The sequence below is a fragment of the Paenibacillus sp. JZ16 genome, assembly GCF_015326965.1.
Taxonomy (GTDB): domain Bacteria; phylum Bacillota; class Bacilli; order Paenibacillales; family Paenibacillaceae; genus Paenibacillus_AQ.
Genome location: NZ_CP017659.1, coordinates 244,668 through 270,865, shown reverse-complemented (window position 1 = coordinate 270,865; position 26,198 = coordinate 244,668). Strand labels below are relative to the sequence as shown.

At 48.0% G+C, this 26,198-nt stretch carries 19 protein-coding genes and 1 pseudogene; 2 read left to right on the top strand and 18 right to left on the bottom strand.

What is annotated here, in order from left to right; genetic code table 11:
- Position 1: 1 nt before the first annotated feature.
- Positions 2 to 1,260 (top strand): annotated as a pseudogene (locus tag BJP58_RS01190) (Ger(x)C family spore germination protein).
- A 10-nt stretch (positions 1,261 to 1,270) separates the two neighbouring features.
- Here the strand turns inward: BJP58_RS01190 and BJP58_RS01185 are convergent.
- The 18 genes from BJP58_RS01185 to BJP58_RS01100 form a co-directional block, all read right to left on the bottom strand.
- A complete protein-coding gene (locus BJP58_RS01185; RefSeq protein WP_194542438.1) occupies positions 1,271 to 2,089 on the bottom strand; it encodes an endonuclease/exonuclease/phosphatase family protein in 819 nt (272 codons plus the stop codon).
- Between the two features lie 83 nt (positions 2,090 to 2,172).
- Positions 2,173 to 3,138 carry a phage baseplate protein gene (locus BJP58_RS01180; RefSeq protein ID WP_442953944.1) on the bottom strand — a complete coding sequence of 322 codons (966 nt, stop codon included), beginning with the start codon at positions 3,136 to 3,138 and terminating at the stop codon, positions 2,173 to 2,175.
- Between the two features lie 374 nt (positions 3,139 to 3,512).
- Entirely contained in the window at positions 3,513 to 3,908 is a 396-nt protein-coding gene (locus BJP58_RS01175) for a YvaD family protein (RefSeq protein WP_194542436.1), read from the bottom strand.
- 37 nt (positions 3,909 to 3,945) lie between these two features.
- Positions 3,946 to 4,506, bottom strand: coding sequence for a TetR/AcrR family transcriptional regulator (locus BJP58_RS01170; RefSeq protein ID WP_194542435.1), 561 nt, complete (start codon positions 4,504 to 4,506; stop codon positions 3,946 to 3,948).
- Positions 4,507 to 4,698: 192 nt separating this feature from the next.
- Positions 4,699 to 7,023 (bottom strand): glycoside hydrolase family 3 N-terminal domain-containing protein, encoded by a 2,325-nt coding sequence (locus BJP58_RS01165; RefSeq protein WP_194542434.1) that lies wholly within the window; start codon positions 7,021 to 7,023, stop codon positions 4,699 to 4,701.
- A 33-nt stretch (positions 7,024 to 7,056) separates the two neighbouring features.
- Positions 7,057 to 8,634, bottom strand: a complete 1,578-nt coding sequence (locus BJP58_RS01160) for a response regulator (RefSeq protein WP_233354856.1) — start codon at positions 8,632 to 8,634, stop codon at positions 7,057 to 7,059.
- Positions 8,618 to 10,444 carry a cache domain-containing sensor histidine kinase gene (locus tag BJP58_RS01155; protein WP_233354855.1) on the bottom strand — a complete coding sequence of 609 codons (1,827 nt, stop codon included), beginning with the start codon at positions 10,442 to 10,444 and terminating at the stop codon, positions 8,618 to 8,620. Before BJP58_RS01155 ends, BJP58_RS01160 begins: the two co-directional genes overlap by 17 nt.
- 20 nt (positions 10,445 to 10,464) lie before the next feature.
- A complete protein-coding gene (locus BJP58_RS01150; RefSeq protein ID WP_009592052.1) occupies positions 10,465 to 11,295 on the bottom strand; it encodes a carbohydrate ABC transporter permease in 831 nt (276 codons plus the stop codon).
- A 16-nt stretch (positions 11,296 to 11,311) separates the two neighbouring features.
- Positions 11,312 to 12,184 carry a carbohydrate ABC transporter permease gene (locus tag BJP58_RS01145; protein WP_194542433.1) on the bottom strand — a complete coding sequence of 291 codons (873 nt, stop codon included), beginning with the start codon at positions 12,182 to 12,184 and terminating at the stop codon, positions 11,312 to 11,314.
- Between the two features lie 93 nt (positions 12,185 to 12,277).
- Positions 12,278 to 13,573, bottom strand: coding sequence for an extracellular solute-binding protein (locus BJP58_RS01140; RefSeq protein ID WP_194542432.1), 1,296 nt, complete (start codon positions 13,571 to 13,573; stop codon positions 12,278 to 12,280).
- A gap of 297 nt (positions 13,574 to 13,870) precedes the next feature.
- On the bottom strand, positions 13,871 to 14,887 hold the full coding sequence (locus tag BJP58_RS01135) for a glycoside hydrolase family 130 protein (RefSeq protein ID WP_194542431.1): 1,017 nt from the start codon (positions 14,885 to 14,887) through the stop codon (positions 13,871 to 13,873).
- Between the two features lie 279 nt (positions 14,888 to 15,166).
- Positions 15,167 to 16,666 (bottom strand): malate:quinone oxidoreductase, encoded by a 1,500-nt coding sequence (locus BJP58_RS01130; RefSeq protein WP_194542430.1) that lies wholly within the window; start codon positions 16,664 to 16,666, stop codon positions 15,167 to 15,169.
- Between the two features lie 430 nt (positions 16,667 to 17,096).
- On the bottom strand, positions 17,097 to 18,056 hold the full coding sequence (locus BJP58_RS01125) for an ABC transporter substrate-binding protein (RefSeq protein WP_194542429.1): 960 nt from the start codon (positions 18,054 to 18,056) through the stop codon (positions 17,097 to 17,099).
- Positions 18,057 to 18,125: 69 nt separating this feature from the next.
- Positions 18,126 to 19,748, bottom strand: a complete 1,623-nt coding sequence (locus BJP58_RS01120; RefSeq protein ID WP_194542428.1) for a helix-turn-helix domain-containing protein — start codon at positions 19,746 to 19,748, stop codon at positions 18,126 to 18,128.
- A 162-nt stretch (positions 19,749 to 19,910) separates the two neighbouring features.
- On the bottom strand, positions 19,911 to 20,537 hold the full coding sequence (locus tag BJP58_RS01115; RefSeq protein WP_194542427.1) for a spore coat protein: 627 nt from the start codon (positions 20,535 to 20,537) through the stop codon (positions 19,911 to 19,913).
- A 167-nt stretch (positions 20,538 to 20,704) separates the two neighbouring features.
- Positions 20,705 to 21,799, bottom strand: a complete 1,095-nt coding sequence (locus BJP58_RS01110) for a GerAB/ArcD/ProY family transporter (RefSeq protein ID WP_194542426.1) — start codon at positions 21,797 to 21,799, stop codon at positions 20,705 to 20,707.
- Complete coding sequence (locus BJP58_RS01105; protein WP_194542425.1) at positions 21,747 to 23,072, bottom strand: Ger(x)C family spore germination protein; 1,326 nt, start codon at positions 23,070 to 23,072, stop codon at positions 21,747 to 21,749. The genes BJP58_RS01110 and BJP58_RS01105 overlap by 53 nt, the downstream gene beginning before the upstream one ends.
- Before the next feature lie 23 nt (positions 23,073 to 23,095).
- Positions 23,096 to 24,613 carry a spore germination protein gene (locus BJP58_RS01100; protein WP_233354853.1) on the bottom strand — a complete coding sequence of 506 codons (1,518 nt, stop codon included), beginning with the start codon at positions 24,611 to 24,613 and terminating at the stop codon, positions 23,096 to 23,098.
- A 193-nt stretch (positions 24,614 to 24,806) separates the two neighbouring features.
- Here BJP58_RS01100 and BJP58_RS01095 point away from each other — a divergent pair, with 193 nt between their 5' ends.
- A complete protein-coding gene (locus BJP58_RS01095; RefSeq protein ID WP_194542423.1) occupies positions 24,807 to 26,192 on the top strand; it encodes an amino acid permease in 1,386 nt (461 codons plus the stop codon).
- Positions 26,193 to 26,198 lie beyond the last annotated feature (6 nt).

Genomic DNA, 26,198 nt, shown 5'->3' with positions numbered 1-26,198 from the left:
AATGTCTGAGTTCAGGAGGATCTCAATGAGTAAGAGAGTAAATGCCCGCCTTAACCTAAAATTCATGATCCTTCTTCTCCTCTGCTCACTTCTGACAGGCTGCTGGGATCGGATGGAGATAGAGGAACGCGCGGTCGTTCTGGGTATATCGATCGACACGGCCGACAAGGATGCCGAGATTCGTGAAGAAGAAATTTCTCATCTTCGAGGGAAATATCCCGCACCTAAACAGGAAATGATCCAATTATGCGTTCAAATCGCTCTTCCCGGAAGAATACCACTCGGACCCGGCGAAGGCGGTGCTTCGGGAGAAGGCGCCCAAGAAACCGTGTGGGTGCTTGATGTTGTAGGGCATAACGTCGATGATGCGATGATGAATCTCCAGCAGCAAATATCAGGCAAATTGTTTTTTGGACATCTCCGCGTCATCGTCGTGTCTGAAGAGTTTGCCAGAAAGGGAATGGAGAATTTAAACGACTATCTTCACCGAAACGCGGAAGTTCGCCGTATGGCCTGGTTGATGGTATCCAAGGGGAAAGCAAAGGAACTGATGGAGGCTGCTCCGAAGCTGGAGCGCGTCCCGGCATTGTATTTGTCCTCCACGCTGGACGATGCCGTTAAGCATGGCAAGTTCCCGATCGACTATATCGGAACCTTTTGGAACAATTCTTCGAAGAAGGGGCAGGAAGGATTTCTGCCCTATATCCAAATCATGAAGGGGGAGAACGTGGAAATCAGCGGCATGGCTTTTTTCAAAGGGGCCAAATTGGTCGGCGTGACGAAACCGTTTGAAATTGCCGGATATTTAGTCATCAAGGGAATCAGTCCGGCAGGATACCGAGGAATCATTCATATCGGAGACGATTCTCAGGTTGTTACCATTCATGCAACGAACCGGGAATCAGAAATCAAGGTGGACATCAAGAACGGCCTTCCTCATTTTACGATCACGGCAGTGACGGAAGTGAATGTCGAAGAAAAAAATACGGAAACCCTCCCGCTCAATAACTCGCATATTCTTGAGGAAATTGCGAGGGAGAACGAACGATCCGCTAAAGAACTCATGCTCGGACTCATCCAAAAAACGCAAAAAAAGAATCCGATATTTTCGGATTCGGCGAATTGGTACGAGCCAGAAAACCAACCTATTGGAATAGCCATGTCAAAACCGCGGATCAATGGAGTGAAATTTATAAAAATACAACTTTTGATTTCCGTGTGACATCGAAAGTCCGAAGAGTCGGCATGAAGGCGGAATGATGGCAAGTTCCTAACGCTTGAATGATATTTCGGCTGCGATAGGCAGATGATCCGAAGCTTCCGTATGGATCACGCGCTGATTCGAATGCTGTACAGCTGGTGAGGTCAGAATGTAATCGATCGTTGCCGACGGATTGATTACAGGAAACGTATAGGCATCTTCGATTCCCTGAAAGCTGTTTACGAATAAACCGCTGTCCAGCAACAATTTAAACTCTGAACTGTTTGGTTCTGCGTTGAAGTCGCCCATCAGCAGCGCCGGTCCCTCAGAAGCTGATGCAAGCTCAATGATTTCCTCCGCCTGTGCCGTTCTGCTGGTGACGTCCAATCCAAGATGCGTGTTGTACACATCCACGTGGATCCCCCTCAGGTTGACAACAGCGTGTAGAACACCGCGCTGCTCCTTCCCGAAGCTGCTCAGCAGCACATTCTCGGAACGAAGGATCGGATACTTGCTCACGATGGCTGTTCCATACTGGCGGTTATTCGTCTGACCTTCCGCAGGCTCCAAATCTAGATTCGCACCGTAAGCATAATGATATCCGAGTAAACCTGCCAATTCCTTCGCTTGGTCTTGAAAGTCGCTTCGTTCCCCGTAAAACCGGTCCACTTCTTGAAGGCCAACAATCTCTGCGCCGGAATCACGGATAACATCGGCGATTCTTTGCAGGCTTAGCTGCTCATCCAATCCAACCCCGTGATGGATATTGTAAGACATCACCGTTGTGCTTACTTCTTTGCCTTGTCCTTTTCCAGCCGCCAGCACCCCCGTTGTAAACATCGGAACAAACAACAGGCAGGCGATAAACGAGACGAAGCCTTTTTTCATGGACAAATCTCCCTTCCATAGTCGAATGCCAACTATGCTAAATTTACTGTTGTTACAGTTATCAGAGACTAACTTGGTGGAAGTTAATTAAATATGCTATCCGGAACGTAATACACTTTTTGCGTATCTCTTTTGTTTACCGGGTCCGTAACGATCGTAAAATAAACATTGCCGTTCTTTGTCTGTACGCCCTCGATTTCATGGTTCCCCACATTCGTTATTTTCACGAGGGTTTTGAATGTCCCTGCGTTGGTCATCATGGCAATCTGCGGGATATCGCCTTCGGCACCGCCTGACGTATATATTTTCGTCTGACCCAGCATATCGGCCCCCTGGAAGGATCCGTTCGGCCTTACGATCGCACTGCCCGACTGCGTAAAGCTGCCAACGGCGGCGTTAACCGCAGCTGCGCTGTCCATTCGCACCTGTTCATTACTGTCCAGAAGCTTATTGAGTGCGACCGTGTCATAAATCGACCATGTTACGGTTCCCTCTTTGGTTTGAACCCGGAACACCGTATGCGTACTGTTGCCGCCACCATCCACACGGTAGGTCTCACCAAGCCTTGCCCCCGTTTTATTGGCGTAATTCATGTAGGTGAAGCGATGCAAATCCGTATAATCCACGGTCTTGCCAGCCGAATATTGCAGCCTAGCTACCTGCAGCGACCAGTAATAATCCGTTGAAGGATCTGCTTTGGAACTAAAGTAAAAGTAATTGATGCCATTGTACGTATACATATCCAGCGTTTGGCAGTGGCCGGTATTCGTAACGGTCATTTCATCTACATAAGTAGCGTCTTTCCCGTTAATGAGCAATCTTGAAAGATAGCAATTTCCCTTCGACCGCTGCGTGACATAGAGATATTTATCCGCGATATAAGCCTTCTGAACGGCCACATTATGATTAAGTCCCTTTAAGTTGTAGGCGAGCGTTGCTGAAGCGTTGATTGTTTTCTCAGGAGTCGCCGCGAATGCGGGCAATCCGGACAAACAAAACACGAGAGCTGCAAGTATTGCGGACGTTAGCATTTTTAAATGCCTATTCATATGCCTCAACCCTTGAACGTCAACCATCAATACACCTCCATTAATAGTAGGAAAGAAATTGGACTGCCCCCGAAAACGCACGAAAGACAAGGTTCATGCGGGCATTTTTGCCATGATATAGGATATCTTCCTCCTCTCTTTATACAGAAACATCGTTTCATTCCAATCAAGTTTCTGCTTCATTACAAAAAATGGGGGATCCACTATTGAGTTTACCATGTACCTCAGGAATTTCCCGTGTATAAAATACTTAAAGTTAGACGAATCGCATGGTCCTTTAGCCCTTTTTTTCGCCAGCGCTCAGAAGAGGTCGGCAGTAACTTTTATCGAATGTTCATCCGATCTTAGTAAAACGAAAATCAAAAAACCGTGAATTAACACGGCTCTTTGGTCTCAAGCAGTTTTGGGATGAAGAACAATGGATATAACATGAGGTACAGATTAGGCGTCCACCACATGATGTCAAAATCGGACTTTATGATCCAAAAAGCGATCGCCTGCAGTCCGGAACAAAATGTCAGGATGAGCGAGATTAAGGCAACGCTTCTCCACTTTATATTCATCTGTTTATGTAGGTAAATGCTGTACATTCCGGTGATGGAAATGAATATATCGAGCGGGAAGAACGACCAATTCCAGGCTACTAACAGCTCATTGGTATAATCCTGATATAAATATTCCTTGGGAATTAACGCTAGTGCGGTGATGACCCAATACAAAATAAATCCGATATCCGTAAATAAAAATAAACCTTTTAATGATTTACTCATGTGTTGCCCTCTCTTCTCCATAATGAATAATGATCGTTCAAACTTCCTTCTGAATAATACCGGTTAACAGGATCTCTTCCATATCCCGCAGACTCTCCTGAAGCGTAATGCTGCTTTTATTTTCAGACGAGTCCTCAATTAAGCGATAAAGGCCTCCAACATACAAATCAATAAAAATTTTAGTATTAAACGGACGTAACAATCCTTGATTGATTCCTTCTTCAAATAGTTCAGTGATGCTGTCCCACTGTTTATTCAGAAATTCATCCAGCGTCTTCCATTGATCAGGATAATAACGCTGAAGCTCGGTTATGAGGTTTAATCCGATAAACTGAAAATCAGTCGGAATGAGGATAAGACATCGCTTAAGTTTATCGAGCGTAGTCAGTTCAGGATTAGTCATGATGTCCTTTTCTTTTTCTTGAAGTTCAATAATGGCCTCACGAAGAATCGTTGCAATCAGCACATCCTTGGACGGGAACCATCCGTACAGCGTCTTCGTGCTCATACCCAGTCGCTTGGCAAGGTCCCCCATCGTAAAGCGTAATCCTCTTCTCTTGATTTCATGGCTTGCCGCCGCAACAATTCGCTCTTTCAATAGGCACACCTCCCTGTTCGGAAAATAATAAAACGATAATGTTTTCCGCGATTTCTAAAATCATATCCCAATTTCTTCTTCTAGTCAACGAAAGTGCTCATTCACGACAAAAAGAGACAGCGTTAATTGCTGCCTCCAAGTATCGATGCATCGTGCTAATGTTTAAGAACCCTTTTTTGTTTGAGCTTCGTTTTAGGACTTTAACCTTAACTGAACAATACCGGTTTCCCAATCCGAATGGGCACCCACTACGATATTGACTCGACAAGGGACTACCTCGAATTCCATGTTTCGATCCCATATAGCCAATTCCTCGAAGCCAAGCTCGAAGGTGACGGTGCTTACATCGCCGGGCTCCAGCGCTATCTTCTTAAATCCCTTTAATTCCCGCAAACGGCGGGTAATCCCTGATTGATCGCCTTGAATATAGAGCTGTACGGTTTCAAGTCCTTTCATGTCCCCGCTGTTTCTCACTTCCACGCTGACCTCGACACGGCCTCCGGATCGAAGCTCTTCCAGCGTCATTTCCTTCTGCGAAATCGTTGGAGTTCCGTATTCAAACATGCTGTAACCAAGGCCGAATCCGAACGGATATAGCGGCTTGGACGGCATATCGACATAGGGACGAGGCTGTCCAGCGTTCTTCTGATTATAATAAACCGGCAATTGACCCACGGAGCGTGGTATGGATACGGAAAGCTTGCCGCTGGGATTCACCTGTCCAAACAGGATCTCGCCAATGGCACGGCCTCCTTCGCTTCCAGGATACCAGGCACACAGCAGTGCATCGCTGAGCTCAGCAACCTCGGCGATGGCCAGCGGACGTCCCTGAATGAGTACCGTAATAACTGGTTTGCCGAGCGCGTGAATTTCCCGGACCAATTGCTCCTGTATGCCGCCTAATCGGAGATCGGCCAGATCGACGCCTTCGCCGCAATCCATTTCCGTCGGATCCCCTTCTGCTACAATGGCTGCACCATTACTATCAAACGTATCTCCGAATTGGCGGGCACTGCTGCCGCCGAGCACGAGCACGACCGCATCCGCGGAACGGGCTGCTTCAACCGCCTCGGGTAGACCATGCGTGGACATGCCTCGCACGCTGCATCCGGGAGCAAAGACGATGTCCGTGCCTGCGGGTGCAGCCATCCGAATGCCTTGAAGCGCCGTGACTCCGCTGCCCTCGCGCTGAACGCTGGTGTAGTCTCCAAGCTGGTTGTAAAGCCTGTCCGCGTTGGGTCCGATGACCGCCAGTCGTTTGATCCGGCCGCTATTCAGCGGCAGTACGTTTGAGTCGTTCTTGAGCAGCACAACCGCTTCTCTTGCGACGGATGCATTCAAGTCTTTAGCGACAGCATTATTGACGGTTGCAGCTGCCAAGCCTTCGTCTATGTACGGGTGCTCGAACAGTCCCAGTCTGAATTTAAGCCGAAGCACTCGAGCCACCGCGCGATCGATGTACTCCATATCGGCCTTCCCTTGTTTCACCGCTTGTTCAAGCGTGGTGAACGACTTGTCCCATAGGCTAAGATCAACCCCGGATGACAGGGCAAGTCCTGCAGCCGACTCATAATCTCCCGTTATGGACACCAAACGGTCGATGGCCGTTCCATCCGCCATGACAATCCCATCGAATCCCCATTCATCTCTCAGAATGCCGGTTAACAGTTTATCATTGGCGTGACATGGGATGCCGTCAAGCTCATTATAGGCCGCCATGACCCCTGCCGCTCCTGCCTTGATTCCGGCCTGCGCAGCCGGCAGATGAATTTCGCGAAGCTCCCGCTCGCCAACGGGAACCGGTCCTGCATTGCGACCGCCCTGCCCTGCTCCCTGAGCGCACAGATGCTTGAGCACGGCTGCCGCCTTGTCCGGGCGCTTCCACTCTTCTTGCTCTCTTCCCTGCATGCCGTGCACAACCGCTTCCGTCATCCGCGCAGCCAGGTACGGATCTTCCCCGTAACACTCCTCGGAGCGTCCCCACCGCGGATCCTGCAGGATGTCCAGTACCGATACCAAGCCGATGTGAGCCCCGCGGCTGCGGATTTCGGAGGCCACATGGGAATAGGCGCGTTCAATTAATTCGGGATTCCACGTCGATCCGATGGCCGTATTAACGGGCAGAAGCGTTCCGTCAAGCGCCTGATGACCATGGGGACATTCCTCCGAGAGAAGAACAGGAATGCCAAGCCGGCTGTGTTCGATCACATAGCGCTGTATGGCATTCGCTACCTTGGCATTGTCTTGCGTAGGAATCCCGTTCTCATAGGTCACTCCGGACCAAGGGTCCGCCCGGAACAGTCCGTACAACGCCCCCATGCCAGCTCCCCACTCGACATGCTCTTTGAATAATTCGGTTAGTTCAAACTCCGTTTCAGTCCCTTCGAGTTGCCCATATGCCATCCAGCCGTACAAGTGCTGGTTCAGCTGCCCGACCTTCTCGCGCAGCGTCATTCTCGACAGCAAATCCTCTACGCGCTCGTCAACGGGAAGTGCCGCATTCCGATACTTATCCATTTTCCCCTTCTCCTTCCAATCTGGTCAGTATGCTTATTCTTTGATATTCAAGACCCGATATTTCTTGGGTGTCATTCCCGTGTACAGTTTGAAGACGGATACAAAATACTTGTATTCTTTATACCCGACGCGATCTGCAATCTCAAACACCTTGTCCTGCGTTGTCAACAGCAGATTTCTCGCCTCGTTAATGCGCAGTTCGTTCATGTATTCGCTGAAGCTTTTTCCCGTGCTTTGTTTGAAAATATTGCTGAAATAGCTCGGCGTAATTTTCAAATACGCGGCCACTTCCGATGCTTTCAGGTCACTAAGATAATGTTCCGCCATATACTTCTTGGCCTTCTCAATGATCCAGAACGATCGGTCGATGCCAACCTTGTCGATGAGCTGCAGTAGGTCAAACACTTCCGTGGATATCGCCTGCCGGATCGCCTCGGGATGATTGTATACGTCCAGATCGAACGCCCTTTCCAGGCCATGCTCAAGCTGGGTCAGCCCGCTTTGTCGAAGGCGCTGCCGCAGCATAATCGATAATTCGTCACAGACCTTCACCATATCCGTCAATAGATAGCGCTGATCGCGGAAAAATTGGAACATGCCGCGCACCAGCTCTTCCAGCATATCAGCATCCTGCTTGAATAACGCCACGGACAGCTTCGAGACCATGTCCGCACTGTCAAAATCGCGCAGCACCCGGCCGTTATCCACTTTGGTCTTATATGCGCAATCCAGTAAAGGGCAGTTATCCAAAGCATGATAAGGCAGCAGGTTTCGAACTTCCGAACACATGGCGGCGGTTTGGCCCAAGGACGTGTAGGCATCCGATACCGCGCAATACATGCGATGCTCTTTCGGCCAAGAATCCAGCATATTTTGCAGGATTTCATCCCACTGCCCTTTCAATAGCGGTTGATCCGTCATCAGCAGGGTCATCAGCAAATTTTTATGCACGAATACGGATACGTGACGGACTCCGCATGATTCCAGATTATCACGTATCGTATGCAGCCACAATTGCTGAAGTATCGCAAAATCTTGTTCGGTCACGGAAGCCGCGAGGTTCGAGAACTTCTCCAGCTGCGTGGCTATGAGTTTATACTCGGCACTGGTTAGTAGATATGGAGGCACAGGCTTAGCTATTGAAGTTTCGTACGGCGCGGCCATTTCGGCAAGCCAAAGCTCGGCATCCTTCACTGAACCATCAAGACGGGTATCCTTCCGGCGAACGTCTTCCACGATTCCAGCCACGACCGCCACCAATTCTTCAATATCAACGGGTTTCAATAAGTAATCGGTTACATCAAGCTTGATGGCTTGGCGTGCATACTCGAATTCCTCATAACCGCTGATCATGATGACCCGAATCTGGGGGTGGCAGCGCTTCAGCTCCTTAGTAAGCTGAAGACCGTCCATTCCCTCCATCCGGATGTCGGTCAGAACCAAATCAATCTCTTGTTCTTGGACCACCTGCAGCGCTTCACTGCCGTCATAGGCTTCCGCAACGACTTCAACGCCATGATCCGCCCAATCAATCGTATAGCGCAGGCCTTGACAGATCACGGGTTCATCATCAACGATCAGCATTTTTACTGTCTTATCGTGTTGCATCATGCGATTCACCACCGTAGGTTTCAGAATGTGGGAGCTTGAGGCGAATCAAGGTACCTTGCGTTGAAGCCTCGATTACTTCCAGACCGTAGCGTTCTCCGAAAAATAGGTACAGACGTTCATGGATGTTGCAGAGCGCTCCTCGATTGTGACCGGTCTGTGCCCCGTTACGGAGAGTCTCCCGGACCTCCTCTAAGGTCACATCGTCCATTCCGCGCCCGTTATCCTGTACGTCGATCCACATTTCATCCTCACGCTTGTATGCTTTGACCGATATTTTCGCTACCGGCTCCCCCCGATCGATGCCATGCTTAAGGAAATTCTCAACCAATGGCTGAATGGTAGCCTTCAGAGTTAGCGTATTTGCCAGATCATATTCCATGTAAAGCGCGTATTTCAGTTTTGTACCCAGCCGCCTCTGCTGCAAATACAGATAGGAGCGCACAAATTCCATTTCCTTTGCCAGGCTGGTCTCGTACTGGCCATTGTTCAGGCTGGAACGCAAGAATCGAGACAGGATTTCGATGAGCTGACTGGATTCGCTCGCCTTCTCAAGCCTGGCGGTCCAGCGGATCATATCGAGCGTGTTATAGAGAAAATGCGGATCCATCTGCTCCTGAAGCAGACGCAGCTCCGATTCGCGCTCCCGCAGTTCCAGCTTGTATTTATGCTCGATCAATTCTTGAATCGTGGATACCATATCGTTAAACCTGCGGTTCAATTCGGAAATCTCGTCCTTGGAACGAATAGGGACCCTGGCGGAGAAATCGCCTAGTTTTACCCGGTTGGTCTCAATCTTCAAGCGCAGGATCGGTCTGATAATCGTATAGTGGAAGCCGATCAAGGCCGATAAACCCAACAGGAGAATCCCGCCGAGAATGACCTGCATCAATATGGTTACGCCGCGTAGATCCTGATCCAGCGCAGCCTTAGGCACCATGGAAACGATATTCCAGTCGGTGTTTTCCATCCGTTGATGAAAGGTCAAATATTCATCACCTTCGTGACGGTAAGTAGAAGCACCCATCGTCCCTGCGGTTACGATATCCTTAAACGCTGCCTCATCACCGACATTCAAGGGAAACCTGTCTTTGGAGGGCAGAACAGGCCGTCCATCGGAATCCACAATGAATACCATCCCTTCGTCCCGCGTTAACCCCCGTTGAAGCTGTTTGAATATACTGGCTTCATCCATACGGATCACGAGCCGGGCAAGCGGCAGCGTGATCTCGTCGTAGGAGTTCAGTACACGGAACAAGGACACGAGGCTTACTTCTCCATACCAACCGCTGGTTGAAGGATAGGCACTGCTCCACACGATCCCGCCTTTGTGCTCGTCCGCGAGCTGGTTCCATGATTCTTCGTTGCCGTGAATCGGCTCGCCCATCTCGATGGAATTGCCGTTAAAGCCGGTGATGGAAATCGATTTGATATAATTTTTGGACATTAACTGAAACGTCAGGAAACCTTCGAGATTTTGCTTCAACCGCTCCGCTCTCTCACTCTCCGGCGGTGGATCCAGCCGCAAATATTGACGCATGTCATTGCTCAGTATCAAATAATCGGCAATATCCTCAATCATGGTCGTTTGCTCTTCCAGTTGATTCGTTACAATCTCCAGACTGCGCTGGCTTGATTGGATAAATTGGCCCCGCAGCACTTCGTTCAGTTTGTCTTGAGCAAGGACGCCGACCCCAAGCGTAGGCAAAATGACAAAAAAGAGGAAAATGACCAGTGCTTTCTGTTTCAGACCATAATTCCCGATCCAGCCAAAACTGCTGCGCATGTCCATTCCCTCTTTCGATGTCCTCATGATGTAGAATTGAAACCTGTTTAACCTTTAACTGCTCCTGCCGTCATGCCGTTAACCAGTTGTTTTTGCAGCAGCAGGTAGAAAATGATGATCGGTATAAGCGCGATCGTCAGTGCCGCCATTTGCAGCGTCAGGCTGGCCGTCTCGATGCCGACAAAGTTGGCGAGTCCGAGCGGCAATGTTTTCAGCGACGATGAACTGATCAAGACGAGCGCAAACAAATACTCGTTCCAATTATAGATAAAGTTTAGAATCACGACAGTTGAAATGGCCGGACGCGTGATCGGTAAAATGATCGACCAGAAAATTTTGAAGACGCCCGCGCCGTCCATGACGCCTGATTCTTCGAGATCCTTCGGAAATCCTCTCATGAAGCCTTCCAGAATAAAGATTGTCAACGACAAATGGAAGGCCGTGTAAGGTAGAATCAACGATAAATGCGTATCCAGCAAATGCAGGTTCCGCATGATCAGAAAGATCGGAATCAAGGTCGCGTGGATCGGAACGACCATGCCCAGCAAAAATATCGCGTAAGTCGCTCCGCGCAGTTTAAAATTGAACCTTGCCAAGAAGTACGCCGCAAGCGATCCGAGAAGGACCGTCACGACCAACGATACCACGGTTACGATGATACTGTTGAGAAAGTAGGTATCCATATTCGCAACTTCCCACGCTTTTGCGTAATTGGAGAATTGCAGTTCGGTTGGTATGGAGAACGGGTTCGCCGCATATTCCTGTTCGGTTTTGAAAGAATCTACGATCATCCAAAAGAAAGGGATTATATTAATAATAGCGAATATCCCCAAAAATGTGTATGCCGATAAATGGAACCATTTCGTTTGTCTGTACATCTCCTCCCTCTCCCTTCTATTCTTTTTCTCTAGCAATTCGATTCACGATTGTAATAACGATAAGGCTAAACAGAAGAATCAATACGGATACCGCGCTGCCGTAGCCGAATCTCATATTCATAAATGAGTTGTTATACATATAGACGGTCATAACCTCTGTTGCATGGGCCGGTCCTCCGCCGGTCATGATCTGGATCAGATCAAACACACGGAACGAATTGCTGATGCTGTAGACAACGGAAACGAGCAATGTCCCGCGGATCATCGGAATGGTAATGCGCATAATCCGGTTTAATCCGGTCGCCCCGTCAAGGGCTGCCGCCTCATTGACTTCATCGGGGATGTTCTGCAAAGCTGCCAATAAAATAATCATGTACAGTCCGCAGTTTTGCCATATATAAGCGATGCTGATCGAGATCATGGACCAAAACGGATCGCCCAGCCAATTCTGCTGCCAGCTCTCGAGTCCCAAAACACCAAGCAGATTGTTCAGCATCCCGTATTCCGTGTTGTACACCATGCCCCAGATCAGGGACACCATGACCGATGAGATGACCACGGGCAGGAATCCGATCGTCCGGAAGAAACTGGAGCCCTTCAGCCCTCGATTCAGCAGCAAGGCCAGCAGGAGGCCAAGCGGGATCTGTCCCGCGATCCCTGTAAACATAATGATGACGTTGTTTTTAACGGACAGCCAAAAAATATCGTCCTTAAAAATATCAACAAAATTGTCCAGCCCGATAAAACGCATAGGCGTGATCCCATCCCAGTTCATCAAGGAATAATAAACCGATAAGCCGATAGGAAAAATGGCAATACATATATATATAATGAGTGCTGGCGCCAAGCCCAAGAAAATAGCCCATTTCGTATGCTTAAGCGTATGCATTGGCGTAACTCCTTTCTTTCTGCCTTTAATAAGAAAAACCCGCTGCCGGGTTTTTCTTTGTACCATCATGATCTTGACTTAGGAAGTGCGCCCTTACTTCATGTTGTCGAACGCTTCCTGAACCTCTTGAGCGAGCTCTTCCGGCGTTCCTCTGCCAATCGTCAGAGCCTGCAATCCGTTCTGCATGACATCGGTAACTTGGGTCGGAATCACGCTGTCGAATACCGGCGCCGTTCCCTTGTTGGTCAACTCCAGCATTTCCTTGAGATACGGGCTCGCATCTTCAGGAATTTCAACGTTGGCCGGTACGACAACGCCTTTACTGATCAGATCTTTGTACAGGTCCTCATTAACAAAAAATTTAATGAATTCCTCGGCAGCCGCTTTCTTTTCATCGCTCAATCCTTTTTTAATGGAAATGCCGTACTGAACGACGCCCGCGCTTTTCACCGGATCGCCGGAGCCGTCAGGTACGCTCGGGAAGAGCGCAATGCCGAATTTGTCCCCTTCCTCGTTGTTGATGCGGATTCTTCCGTCAACGGTGGAAGAAGAGATATGCATGGCTGCTTTGCCTTGTATGAAGTAGTCCTGGCCTTGCACGGAATCCATGTTGTTTGCATCGGTATTAAATGCTCCCAGCTTGGCGAGTTCGTCAATGACGGCAATCGCTTTCACATATTCGGGATCGGTAAATTTGGCTTCCTTGTTCAGAATTTTCTGTAAGAAGTCACTGCCTACATAACGGTCACCGATAATCGACAAGAAGGACGATTGAAGCGGCCATTTCTCTTTGTTGCCCAGAGAGATCGGCGTAATGCCGGCTTCCTTCAGCTTTTTCACCGCATCAATGAACTCGTCGTAGGTAGCCGGAAATTGGTCATAACCGACTCCAGCGAACATTTCCTTGTTGTAGTAAATAATATCCACGAAGGTTTGTTTGGTCGGCACGGCAAATTGACTGTCGTTCTGGTTGAACCCGGCCAATGCGTCCTCCGGCAAAATATCCTTCCAGTTGTCCATCAGGCCATCCAGCGGCATCAGCAGATCCCCGGCTACCAAAGGAGCCAGATCGGCGCCAGGCCATACGACATTAATATCCGACAGGTTGTTGGCGGCAGCCAGCGTGCGCAGCTTCGTTTTGTACTCGGTTGCCGCTACCCCGTCCTGCTTGATGATAATGTCGGGATGCTGTTTTTCAAACTCCGCGATCCGTTCCTTGTACACCTCGTTATCCACGTTCGGCGAGGTCCATGGATGCATGATGTTCAAGGTAACCTTTTCCGGCTCGGCAGCGTCTTTCTCTCCAGATCCGCAGGCTACGGTTGACATAAGCAGCAGCGCGGCTGTTCCGGTGAGCAGCAGCGTTCTAAGCTTCTTAGATGTTTTCATTTGATATACCCCTCTCTTTATATATTACATATCATGTTCTTATATTTAACAATATAAGATATATTAATTATACAATCGGGTTCTCGATCCCAATATCCATTAAAAAAACGATTTCATCTAATTTTTTTAAGTCATTTTAAATAGCGATAACTTATAAAAAGCATATTTTCATTTCTAACGTTAATTTTAGTAACATAAACTTCACAAATTTTCAAATGAATGGTATCGCTTACAAATTGGTTCTAGAGGAAGCGCGACAGAGAAACCAACTACTCTGCCACGCCCTCACTCCTCTCGTTATTGCGGTTCGTTCAAAATATAATCAACCAAGTCATCCAGAGGAACCGTAGCGAGCGCAATCGCCGTATCCGTCACGCCATAATAGATATAGAGGAGCCCGTCCTTGACCACATTGCCTGTCGGGAATACGACATTCGGAATCTGATAGCCGAACTTCTCATAATACGTCTCCGGCTCCATAATGAAGCGGCGGGTTCTCGCGATGATTTTTTCCGGATTTTCCAAATCCAGCAGCAAGGCCCCTACACGATACACCGTATCTTGGTCCACGCCGTGATAGAGCACCAGCCATCCTTTATCTGTCCGCACCGGAGGCGTAGAGCCGCCGATTTTTTTAAACTCCCAATCGTTGTTCTCGGCCTTTGCCAGCAGCTTGGGCTCGTCCCAATGCACCAAGTCTTCGGAGTAGCTGATCCACATGGCTGCTTTTTCGGTTCCGTATTCCTCCCCTACGTATTCTTCCGGTCTGCGAAGCAGCACATACTTGCCGTTGATTTTCTCCGGAAACAGAATGTTGTCGCGATCATTGATATCCAGCGGCGTTGTATCGCACAGGTACTCCCAGTGAATGAGATCCTTGGAAGTCAATATCCCGGAACGCGTCAGCCAGTGGCCTTCCTCTTCGCCCCAACCGTCCGGATACTCGGGAATCGAGCGTTCGGGGATGCCGGCTCCCGTCGGGTAATAATTCATGGCACATGGCCGTAAGGCATAGTTCAAATAAAAGGTATCGTCGATCTTGACGATCCGCGGGTCCTGGATGCTGCCGTAGGGGAATCCCAGCTGGTCCGGCGTTACGACAGGCTCGTCCAGCACATGAGTGAAATGCACCCCGTCCGCACTCTCCAGAAGACCCAGGTAGTTTTTGCAGGGAGTCAGCGAGCCTGCCGTCCGTTCTATCATATAGAATTTTCCGTTATCGATAATGACGGCCGGATTGAATACCGTCACCTTTCTCCACTCGTAAAGTCCAGGCACTACGATCGGATTCTCCGGATGCCGGGTAATTTTCATGGGTAAGCCTCCTATGATCGTTATGTAAGTGTTATCATTTCTTGATTTCATTATAAGAGGCTTGGCCCATTCATAATATCCTGCAAACTTTCAATAATATCCGAAATATTGATATCTGTGATACTCGGCTGTTAAATAACGTAAAAAAGCGGTTCAATGGATGAACCGCTTAGATCTTTGGCCATATGGCCGATAACGTATAGGGGATGTTCCTTATTAATTCGTTATCCAGAAAAAGCGCGATGTTTCTTTTAATTGCCGCTTTCTACCTGTCTACTATTAGCTATGCACCAGTACTTTTAAGCTTAGACCTAGCGCTTGCGCAGTGGATTCTTGAATTTCCTCAAATAAGGCCGGGTTTTTCGTAAGAGACATGCCGTATGAAGGAATCATTTCCTTAATTTTCGGCTCCCATTCTTCCATATGCTGCGGGAAGCACTTCTCTAATACCTCGAGCATAACGTGAACAGCTGTCGAAGCGCCTGGGGAAGCACCGAGCAAGGCAGCGACCGAGCCATCCGCGGCACTAACCACTTCAGTACCAAATTGAAGCGTTCCTTTACCCTTCGGTGTATCCTTAATCACCTGTACACGTTGGCCCGCCACGACGATTTCCCAATCCTCGCTTTTGGCGTTCGGAATAAACTCGCGTAATTCTTCCATGCGCTTTTCATTCGATAGCACCACTTGCTGGATTAGGTATCGGGTCAATGCCATTTCTTTTACGCCAGCCGCCAGCATGGTGAACAGATTGTTCGGTTTGACGGATGTGATCAAATCAAGATTCGACCCGGTTTTTAAGAACTTCGGCGAGAAGCCGGCAAACGGACCGAAGAGCAATGCCTTTTGGTTGTCAATATATCTTGTGTCCAAGTGGGGAACCGACATCGGCGGAGCGCCAACCTTGGCTTTTCCGTATACTTTGGCATGATGCTGCGCTACCACTTCCGGGTTCTTGCATACCATGAATAATCCGCTTACCGGGAATCCTCCAATATGTTTGGACTCGGGGATACCGGTTTTTTGCAATAAATGCAGACTTCCGCCTCCGCCGCCGATAAAGATGAACTTCGCCGTATGATATTCGGTTTTACCGTGTTCGATATTATGGACTTTCACTTTCCACGAACCATCTTGTGTACGTTTAATATCCTTGACGCTATGCTTGTAGTTTATTTCGACGTCTTTGCTCTTCAAGTGGTCAAACAGCATGCGCGTTAAAGCGCCAAAGTTAATGTCCGTCCCGGAGTCGATTTTGGTTGCCGCTAACGGCTCATTCGATGTACGCCCTTCCATAATAAGCGGAATCCATTCCTTCAGCTGATCCGGATCCTCGGAATATTCCATTCCTTGAAAGAGCGGGTTGTTTGACAGCGCTTCAAAACGTTTTTTCAAAAAAGCCACGTCTTTTTCGCCTTGCACTAAACTCATATGCGGAATAGGCATGATAAAGTCCTGCGGATTGCGAATCAGATTGCTGCTTACCAGATAAGACCAGAACTGTCTTGAAACCTGAAACTGTTCGTTAATATTGATCGCTTTGCTGATGTCTATAGATCCGTCAGGTTTTTCGGACGTATAGTTAAGCTCGCACAATGCGGAATGGCCGGTCCCCGCATTATTCCATTCATTGGAGCTTTCTTCCCCCGCGCTTGCGAGTTTCTCAAACACTTTGATCTCCCACTCAGGTACTAATTCTTTCAGTAAGGCTCCCAATGTTGCGCTCATGACGCCGGCACCGATTAAGATTACGTCTGTTTTTTTCTCCATGTTGCTCATTATAAACCTTCCTTATCCCATATATTTGAAAAAAGAATAGACATCCCCGCTAAAAATGTCATTAAAAAGCAAGGCGTCCTCTGAAAACACACCTTTTCTGTGTCAATTATCACCATATTATAGTCTATTATAAATATTGATAGATTAAAATACCTACTATTATCTAATCATTATAAACGATTTAAAGTTGTTAACAAAGTGAGAAGATCCTCCACAATTCCCAAACTCCAAGAAACCAAGTATAAACTTAGGATCATGCTAGAGATAAGTCCTTTTTTACCGCTAAAAAAAGCCGCAAGAATCGCGACTTCTCAAGCTTATCTATTCCTTATCCTCCGAGACTTTATCGACTGCATCCGGCCGGCATTTCCGAGAACCTTTCGCAAATGAATAAGTATGAATATCAAATGGACACCTTGTAACTATGCAGCTACTTCCCGTTGCCAAGCAGCAGCTTCGTCTGGATCTCCAATTGCTTCTCCAGCGAGATGAGATCGCCTGCCGAGAACTGATTGATATCCAATGTGTAGATGCGATTGTTTTTGTAAGCCGGCAGGGACTTCCAGATGGCACTCTCCATAATCTCCTTGGCACGATCCCCGCCTCCGTCCGCATCGTAGACCGTCACGAACATATAATCCGCGGCCATCTCCGGCAGCGATTCCAGGGAAATGTCCAGACCGGCTCCTCCGTTTACGATCTGCTCTTTCACGGCTTCTGGCGGCTGATAGCCGAGACCCGAATACAGATTGCGGGTACCGCGCCCAAAGCTCTCACCTACGACCCAGAAGTTTTTCGCCCAAATCTCATAGACGCCAACCGTTTCTCCTTCCTTCACGACTCCGTCCAGCTTCGCCTTGGCCTCTGCAAGCTTCTCCTCATAGTGCCGAATCGCTTCCTCCGCTTCCTTCGATTTCCCGAGGAATTCTCCGAATTCACGCAGCTCGGCATACAGATCTTTTGCTCCCCAGGGAATAACAATCGTCGGTGCGATTTTGGCGAATTGCTCATAGTTCTTATCGGAAGGTCTAATAATGAGATCGGGATCAAGGGATACGATTTTCTCAAGCGCCGCCTGATCGTCACCGATATCCTCGATGCCATCGGTCAGATCCTGCAAAAAATATTGATTCAGGCTGGCCGTACCGGCGCCGACTGGCTTAACGCCCAAGGTTAGCAGATGGCCAAGATATTGCGTCGCGACAATTCGCTTCGGATCCTTCGGAATCTCGATCTCGCCCATGACCGTTTCATATTTACGTGTTGCCCCTGTTTGCGGGTCGCCATTGGCCTTAACAATATCACCTTGCTGCTGTGTGTCTCCACAGGCGCCCAGCACAATGACCATACTTCCGATCAGAGACAACATCAATCCTTTAAGCAACCACATCTTTGAACCCTCCATCGTGTTGATAATGATTATCATTATTATCATAATAACGGCAAGGGTTGCACGAGTCTATTGCGTTCCGTAAGCGGTTCTATGGACATTTGTTAGAAGCTCGGTGAGTATGGACAATTGCTGCTCCAAAGCAAGCGGATCATTATATTTAAATAACTCCAGATCGAGAAAGAACACATTCCCGTTTTGAACCGCAGGCAAGCTTCTCCATTCTTTGCTGTTCATGACACGTTCTGCATTGCCTGCACCTCCACCACCTTCCCAGATGGTTACAAACATATAATCTGCGGCATACGCTGCCAGCATGTCCGGCGTTAACTCCAAGCCGACTCCCTCACCTAATACGTGTTCTGCAAGCGGCTCTGGTGGCCGAAACGAGAACGACTGGTATAAATTGCGCAGGCCTCTGCCATACGCCATATTAACCGCCCACAGCCGATCCGCCCAAAACTCGTACACGGCAGCCGTAGCATGTGAATCGATTAGTTTAGCTACTTGAGCAGCAGCTTGCTCCTCCTTCGCTCGAAACCCATCCATCCAGTTCATCGCTTCGCATTCACGATTGAGTGCTCTGCCTAATCGTAACAGTTCGTCGAGCGGGTCTTCCTGTCCCCAAGGAAGTGATATGGTTGGAGCAAGCTGGGATAAGAGCTCGCTGTTCGGTCCGCACGTGACGATCAGATCGGGCTGCAACGATGATATCGTCTGGAACGATCGAGCATCTCCTACGTCCGCTGCATTCCCCAGCTTTCCGACATAAGGGCGGGCACGCAGCAGATTGGTCGAAGTTCCTGCGGGCGTAAGTCCAAGCGCCAGCAGATGACCCACATATTGCAGGGCCACAATACGCTTCGGACGCTGGATATAATCGCGAGGAGAGTAACCGAAATACTGCTTGAATTTCCGGCTTAAATATAAACCGTCCTGGTAGCCGATTTCCCGCGCGATTCGATCGAGATTACGATCGTCGCCGCTAAGCAATTCCTCCCTGGCTTTCTCCAGGCGAAGCCGCGTCAGATACTCCGTGAAGCCGGATCCCGTTGCTCTTTTGAACGATACAGAGAAGTGTTCCGGCGTTAATCCTACCCTCTTCGCCATGTCGTTTCGCGTTATCGCCTCGGCGAAATGCTTCTCCATATAATCCACCGCAAGTCTCATGCGCTCCAGCCAATCCTCTTCCCGCTCCTCATCATCGGTTGACTGCAGCAGCGTACCCAACAGTTGTTTAAATACCGCATCTATGCGAAGGTTTGTTGCAAGTCTCCCGCTGCTGACTCCGTGAAATTGCTTGAATTGGTATAGTTCTTGAACCAGAACTAGAGCCTCGTGTGTAGCGGCGACGGGAAGCTTGCCGGTGCCCATCAGTGCAGAGATTCGCTTGCCGTATACGATTCGGCTTGGTGTCCGCTCCTTGAACTCCCATACATCGTATTGCAATTCATAAAGCTCGAGCGGAACCGACGAGTTTGGAGTCCGGCGTATGTCGGCAATCGTCCCCGGCGGACAATAACAGATCGCCTTCGCTTTCAATCGATGCCTAACTCCATTCATATACAAATCACCTGAACCTTTACTTACCAATAACATGGTATGTGTTTCCATGAATCCGCCGGCAGCCTCTTCGGTATGACCAAGCTTAATATAGCGAACTCCAAACAGCGAATATTGCGTCTCTTCCATGCTGACGGTCACCCTTTCAGACTGTAACATTGTTTTATCCTATTATAATCCGGATGATAATCATTCTCAATTAATATCCAGTCGCTGAGGTTATGTATTGCCTTTCCTTTTAGAAGAAATAAAAAAAAACGCCCTGTCCATACGGACAAAGCGCTTTGGTTATTAGTGAGGGGCCATATTGCCAGGCATTGGGGCTGTGCCGTAGCTATTCTGCATGTACTGCATATCTTGCTGAGGCAGCTGCGGTACTTGGTAGTATCCATGCTTATTCTGATATAGCGAAATTTCATAAGCCATTTCGATGCAGTTAGGAAGGGAATCGGCAAGCACGCGGCGTACGACCGGATTCGTGGATTCCATGGCTGCATTGGTTTTCATTGTAGCACCCGATTTCACTGCATTCAACATGCTGAGCGCGATGGTTTCATCGTTGATCTCGGCTGTGGACTGCATCGGTTTTTTCGGCTGGCCTGGTTTCATGCCGTAAATAAAGTCATTGCCCTGCTTCATTTTATAGCTTTGCGTCGGCTTTGAAGGATCTTGTCCTGATTTAAAACACTCCAAGGTGATGTTATACTCATCAGCCATAAATTGCTTCTGGCGCTGCAGGATATCCCGAAGCTCCGGATCCTGCACATGTCCGCTCAGCATGGTATACGTGTTCATGGCATTGATAGCCCCTGCCAATACTTCGTGGACATCAAACATCTCATGACCGCCGTGGTTCAATTGTGGAGGAATCATACCGGTCTCCATGTTTTGATGATTTTGTGGTTGTTCGAATTGCATTGTCGTACCTCCTAATATGGTTTGCTTACATGTCAATCAAGTAATTTCAACAAGGTGGTAGCTGGATAACCGCTTCTTTTCTGCAGTTCAGGTTTATTGTTAATTAAACAAGCCGAAAGTATTCAGGGTATTTTTAGCGAACACAAGTTTTGTTGGTGCTGAAACTTTCATTGATGTTGTTTTTCCATCTTTTGTCTGATCCATATCGTAAGGAGAAGCATCAAAGGCAGCGCCACCTGGAAGATGGGTGTTACATATGTCACGACAAACTTAATCCCAAGCCATATATGATGAGGGTAATTGGGGGACAAGAATGCCAGCATATATAAACATACCCCTAAGAAAATAGTACTTATCTTGTAGGGGATTCCTGTGAGTTTAGTGAGGCCGATTACGGCACCCATAGAAAAAGCAGTCATTTTCGCGCCCAGTCCCAGAAATAGTATAAGAACGAATAAAACGTCGATGCGCTCAAAGACATCTGCAATTTCGATCAGCTGAACCACCTGCAGCAAAGGAAGCGTACTACTGGCAGCAAGTGTCGGCCCTAAGACCAAAATATTGACTTGGTTGATCAATATTAAACAAATCGCCGTAATGATATAAGTGATTATCACGCCTCTCCGCAACCTCCCCTTCTTATGCACCAAAGGAAAAAACACCAGGAACAAGAGCGTTTGTCCAAACGGAAATGACACCAGCTCCGGTATGGCTGCAGAGAATACTGGTTTAAAACCATTCTCTAAAACCGGCAGCATCATCTCCGTTTTCATAAGTCCTGTCGTTAGCAGCAGTGAATATATGGTGAGATAACTCAATATTACGATGGGCAGCAGGCCAGCGCTGACCAAAAAGACAACACGAGGCCCATACATCACCGTACTTGTAATGACGAGAATGGCGATCAACATGATAAATGCCAGCGGTGTCCGGTTTAACAAAGTCAACACCGTAAGTTCACCTAAATCCCTTAGATTACGAGAGGCTTCATAAGTGAAATAAGCGGCAAAGGCAAAACTTACTACATAACCGATGATTTTACCAAAATATCGTTTGCATAAATCATACAAATCAAGATCAGGATCTGTGCGGTGTATCATCAGATATATACAGAGTAGGAGCAGTCCAGCGCAGGCGGCTAGGGCCATGGCTAGCCAAGCATCCCGCTTGGCTTCAGCTCCCAAGAAAAACAAGGTTGTGCTTCCAACCTCAAAAAGAGCTAGATAACATACTAACTCGGTAACTCGAATGGATTGGTTCATAAGCAGCTTTCCCTTTCTGTGCCCTTACCAATGAAAAGAGCAAAGGCCTACTAAGAGCTCCCGTCTCTCTGAAAGACGTTTGTGACATTCCGGTTTGACTGATCGTAGCATCCACCTCTAGTACAAGTTGGAGAGATTGCATCTCCTCTTCTTCCCAACGGTCCTTTAACTTCTGCCAATCCTTCGGATATTTACGATGGATCTTGTCGGCAAAATGTGGCAAATCGACTTTAAGTCTTTTGGCGGCTTCCCATCCCTGTTCGATATAGTCCTTGATTACCTTCTCAATTTCCCTCTGCGCCGCATGAAGTGTAGGCAAGCTGGTTAAGTTACCGTGACAATGAGACTCCGATATTGTACCTTTGACTTTAACAGAAACGCGCATTTGATAACCGTTTGCCGTTTTATGAGGTGTGACTTTGGTTTTTGCAGAGGCCGATTGGAATGAGAATTGTTCTCTTTCTGTATTCGATTCTGGACAAGGAATGGATAACGTACTGATGCTCACTTTATCAGTTAACCAGGATATTCCGAAGCTTTCACTCCGCGTTAACGTTCCGATTCTCCGGTCTTTATCAAATACGGATAATCCCGTAATTTTAAGCTTTCCGCGGGTAGAAGTTTTATGTAATTGATCCACGGAATCCACTTTAGCCTCCGGCCCACCGACTAATTCAATCTGGGGAACACCGGCTGCTTGTGACTCCGAATCCAAACTAATAGCCAGCTCATACATTTTCGTTGAAGGGTAATTGCCATTAAATTGATCCGTTTTGTCCAAGATATTAGCGATAGCTGCACCCGGTAATCGTTCAGTCGGTACAAGTTGCTTTAGCAGCTCACTTGCCTGCCCGTTCGTAACCAGGACATTGACGGTCTCACGCATATAGGTGTTTCTCCAATAGAAATCCATGATTTCGCTAATCCCTTTTTCCGTTGCCTGCTGACCAAGCACAAGAATATCCGTATGCGGAAAATATAGACGTCTGGCTGATTCCGTATAACTAACATCAATCGCTTCCCGAAGCGTTGGGCCCGTTGAGGAGAACACATGGATTGGAGCCTCCGAGCCGCCAGCCTTGCCAGCACCGCCAGCACCGGATGAAATCGCCGATGGGTTAATTAATTGATATGAAACGATCCACCGATCCCCTGACCGGTCTATACCGATCGCTGAGATGAGGCCGATCTCATTTAACTCGGTTTGATTCCAGCAGCCTGTCATTGAAAACATCATGACCAGCAAAAGTGTTATGTGAGCGAAAGTGCGCATATTTCACCTCTAGTTAATTAAAGTCACCTCGTCTGATCCTTTCTCGTATCCTTAGAGCGTAGATTCTCGTTCTGCCTGACTAGATTACGTTGACTGATCTCCTTAGGTCTGGTCTTGAGCAATGGCCATGGTAGACGGACGAACAGATCCTTCAATTCAGAGAAGCGAAGCGGTGTCATAGGCGACAGATATGGAACCCCAAACGAAGTCAGGGACACCAAATGAACATAAAGAGGCACGATGCCTGCCAGAATACCGAACAAACCAAGCGTACCTGCGAGCAGCATCAGGACAAAACGAATTAAGCGAATGGCTGCTGCCATGCTAAAAGCCGGGATCGCAAAATTCGCAATAGCCGTAAAGGAAACTACGATCACCATCGCACCGGACACAAGGCCCGCCTGAACGGCAGCCTGTCCCAATACGAGCGCCCCCACAATCGATATGGCGGGACCAATGACCCTTGGCATCCGAACCCCAGCTTCACGAATGATCTCGAACGTTAATTCCATCATCAAGGCTTCAACCAGCGCAGGCAGCGGAGTGCCTTCCCTTTGCGCTGCCAAACTAATGAGAAGTGGAGTCGGAATCATCTCCTGATTAAACGTCGAGAAGGCAATATATAATGAGGGAAGCAGCAGGGATACCACAAGAGAAACAAAACGAATGGCCCGCAAAAATGTGGTCAAATCATACCGTTGATAGTAGTCTTCACTAGAATGGAGGAACTTAAAAAAAGTAACAGGGGCTATCAGTACGAAAGGTGAACCATCAATCAAAATGGCAACTTGTCCTTCCAGAAGGCTTCCAGCCACTGCGTCAGGGCGTTCTGTGTTAATCATCGTTGGAAAAGATGTCACGGAAGCGTCCTGAATAAATTCTTCAATATATCCGCTTTCCAGCACGCTGTCCGTATCAATGGAATGTAACCGCGACATAATCTCTGATACAACCTGCGGATCCGCAATACCCTCAATATGAGCTATCGTCACTCTGGTATTGGTATATTTGCCGATAACCATCGTTTGAATCCGCAAATCCGGTGTTCGAAGCCTTCTTCGGATAAGGGATAGATTCGTCGAAATATCTTCAGTGAAGCCATCTTTAGGTCCTCGAATCACGGTCTGTGAACTCGGCTCAACTATCGATCGCTTCTCCAGACCTGCAACCGATGCTGAATAAGCGACATCCAAGCCATCGATTAAGATAACGGCTTTACCTTCTAATACCGCCGGGATTAAGGCATTAACGGATCGCAACTGACTTACCTGCCTTGCCGGCAGTACTTTTTTCAGCAAGGCATCCATATCAGGCGTTCCAGCAGTATCCACTGTAACAGTTAACCAAGCCTCCATGATGCCGTTAAGCTGATCCATATCAACAAGTCCCTCTATGTAGCACACCGCAATTTCCGGTATACCGTCGCGACCTGGTACTATTCTGACGATAAAATCAGAGCTATTCCCCAGTTTCTGCTCCAATATTTGAATGGAGTCTTGAAGTGACGTGGTTATCGGATGTGGTGTATCCGTTGTTTTCATTGTTCTGTTCTTTGGGATGCTTCGTTTCAGCGCTTTTATCAGTAATCGACTTAACATAACACTCACTCCCCACCAATCTATAGCTATTATGGGGACTTACATAATAATTATTCCAATAATGGTTAATCTGCTCAAACCGGATGCATACTCCGCACGGAACATGAACAACTTAACCATAGAGGAGGTATGTGCTATGGATTCACCTGGGTGTGCAGGACCGAACGATTCCGCATCGTCGGATCAAAAGAGCAGCAAAGGCAGCTTAAAGTGGTGGCAGCTCTCACTGCTTGGCATCGGTTGTACGATTGGTACGGGGTATTTTCTAGGTTCCGGCATTGGCATTAAGCTGACGGGACCTTCCATGGTTTTATCATTCCTTATCGCTGCTATAGGAACCTATATCGTCTTTCATTTTTTGGCCAAAATGACGACGGCGGATCCTCAAGAGGGATCCTTTTGTTATTATGCGGGAAAAGCGTTTGGGCGGTGGGCACGTTTCGGAAGCGCATGGAATTACTGGAGCACGAAAATTCTAATCATGGGCAGTCAGCTGACGGCTCTGTCCATCCTGACCAAGTTTTGGTTCCCTGATGTTCCGCTATGGATATTTGCTGCCATCTATGCCGTATTATCGATTGCCGTCGTTCTGCTGGGTACGAAAGGCTTCGATAAGGTGGAAAATGTATTGGCCGTCATAAAAACAGCGGCGATTCTCATGTTTATTCTTCTCTCAACTGCCGCGCTTATGGGCTGGATTCGCGGGGGCAGCGATGGTAGACCCGGATTTCCCGATTCGGTTGGACAAGTGTTCCCTGGCGGATTTCCCGCATTCTGGTCCTCGCTCTTATATGCTTTCTATGCCTATGGGGGTGTCGAAACCATTGGTTTGATGTCCATGCAGCTCAAAAACAAAAAGGATGCTCCCAAGTCAGGAAAAGTCATGCTCATCGGACTGACCGTGATTTACATGATATCCATCGGGCTTGCTGTCTTCATGGTTTCCTACAACCTCTTGAGTGAGAAAGAAAGCCCGTTCGTTACAGCGCTATCCAGCTATCCGCTAACTTTCTTTCCCCATGTATTCAATGGAGCGATCATTATGGCCGGATTCTCGACGATGAGCGCTTCATTGTTTGCCGTAGTGAACTTGCTTGTGACGATGGCTAAAGACGGCGATGCACCGAGTATTTTTACGAAGAAGCTGGAAAATTTCCGGAAGCTGCCGCTCCCTTCCTTGGTGCTTGCCGCGATCGGTTTATCGGCTTCAATCGTTACGGCACTCCTATTGCCCGGAAAAATATACGAATACATTACAACTGCTGCCGGGATATTGCAGATGTATAATTGGTCGTTCATTATCATTTCGGCTTACAAAATTCTAAAGGTCAGAATGTGGGATGTGATTCTGGGTGGATTCGGCATCATCCTCCTGCTCGGTGCCGTAACCGGAACCATCATGGAGAAGAGCATTCGGCCCGGTTTTTTTGTCAGTTTGATCTTGGCTGCACTTGTGGCCATCGTGACGCTAATTATGGTCAAGATATGGAACAGGATGCAGACCAACACCATCAACAATTAAAAAAAG

Bases quoted from the DNA above. Each gene is read 5' to 3' on its own strand.
- BJP58_RS01185 (WP_194542438.1), bottom strand. From the start codon at position 2,089: ATGAAAAAAGGCTTCGTCTCGTTTATCGCCTGCCTGTTGTTTGTTCCG.
- BJP58_RS01180 (WP_442953944.1), bottom strand. From the start codon at position 3,138: ATGAATAGGCATTTAAAAATGCTAACGTCCGCAATACTTGCAGCTCTC.
- BJP58_RS01175 (WP_194542436.1), bottom strand. From the start codon at position 3,908: ATGAGTAAATCATTAAAAGGTTTATTTTTATTTACGGATATCGGATTT.
- BJP58_RS01165 (WP_194542434.1), bottom strand. From the start codon at position 7,023: ATGGATAAGTATCGGAATGCGGCACTTCCCGTTGACGAGCGCGTAGAG.
- BJP58_RS01160 (WP_233354856.1), bottom strand. From the start codon at position 8,634: ATGATGCAACACGATAAGACAGTAAAAATGCTGATCGTTGATGATGAA.
- BJP58_RS01155 (WP_233354855.1), bottom strand. From the start codon at position 10,444: ATGAGGACATCGAAAGAGGGAATGGACATGCGCAGCAGTTTTGGCTGG.
- BJP58_RS01150 (WP_009592052.1), bottom strand. From the start codon at position 11,295: ATGTACAGACAAACGAAATGGTTCCATTTATCGGCATACACATTTTTG.
- BJP58_RS01145 (WP_194542433.1), bottom strand. From the start codon at position 12,184: ATGCATACGCTTAAGCATACGAAATGGGCTATTTTCTTGGGCTTGGCG.
- BJP58_RS01140 (WP_194542432.1), bottom strand. From the start codon at position 13,573: ATGAAAACATCTAAGAAGCTTAGAACGCTGCTGCTCACCGGAACAGCC.
- BJP58_RS01135 (WP_194542431.1), bottom strand. From the start codon at position 14,887: ATGAAAATTACCCGGCATCCGGAGAATCCGATCGTAGTGCCTGGACTT.
- BJP58_RS01130 (WP_194542430.1), bottom strand. From the start codon at position 16,666: ATGAGCAACATGGAGAAAAAAACAGACGTAATCTTAATCGGTGCCGGC.
- BJP58_RS01125 (WP_194542429.1), bottom strand. From the start codon at position 18,056: ATGTGGTTGCTTAAAGGATTGATGTTGTCTCTGATCGGAAGTATGGTC.
- BJP58_RS01120 (WP_194542428.1), bottom strand. From the start codon at position 19,748: ATGGAAGAGACGCAATATTCGCTGTTTGGAGTTCGCTATATTAAGCTT.
- BJP58_RS01115 (WP_194542427.1), bottom strand. From the start codon at position 20,537: ATGCAATTCGAACAACCACAAAATCATCAAAACATGGAGACCGGTATG.
- BJP58_RS01110 (WP_194542426.1), bottom strand. From the start codon at position 21,799: ATGAACCAATCCATTCGAGTTACCGAGTTAGTATGTTATCTAGCTCTT.
- BJP58_RS01105 (WP_194542425.1), bottom strand. From the start codon at position 23,072: ATGCGCACTTTCGCTCACATAACACTTTTGCTGGTCATGATGTTTTCA.
- BJP58_RS01100 (WP_233354853.1), bottom strand. From the start codon at position 24,613: ATGAAAACAACGGATACACCACATCCGATAACCACGTCACTTCAAGAC.
- BJP58_RS01095 (WP_194542423.1), top strand. From the start codon at position 24,807: ATGGATTCACCTGGGTGTGCAGGACCGAACGATTCCGCATCGTCGGAT.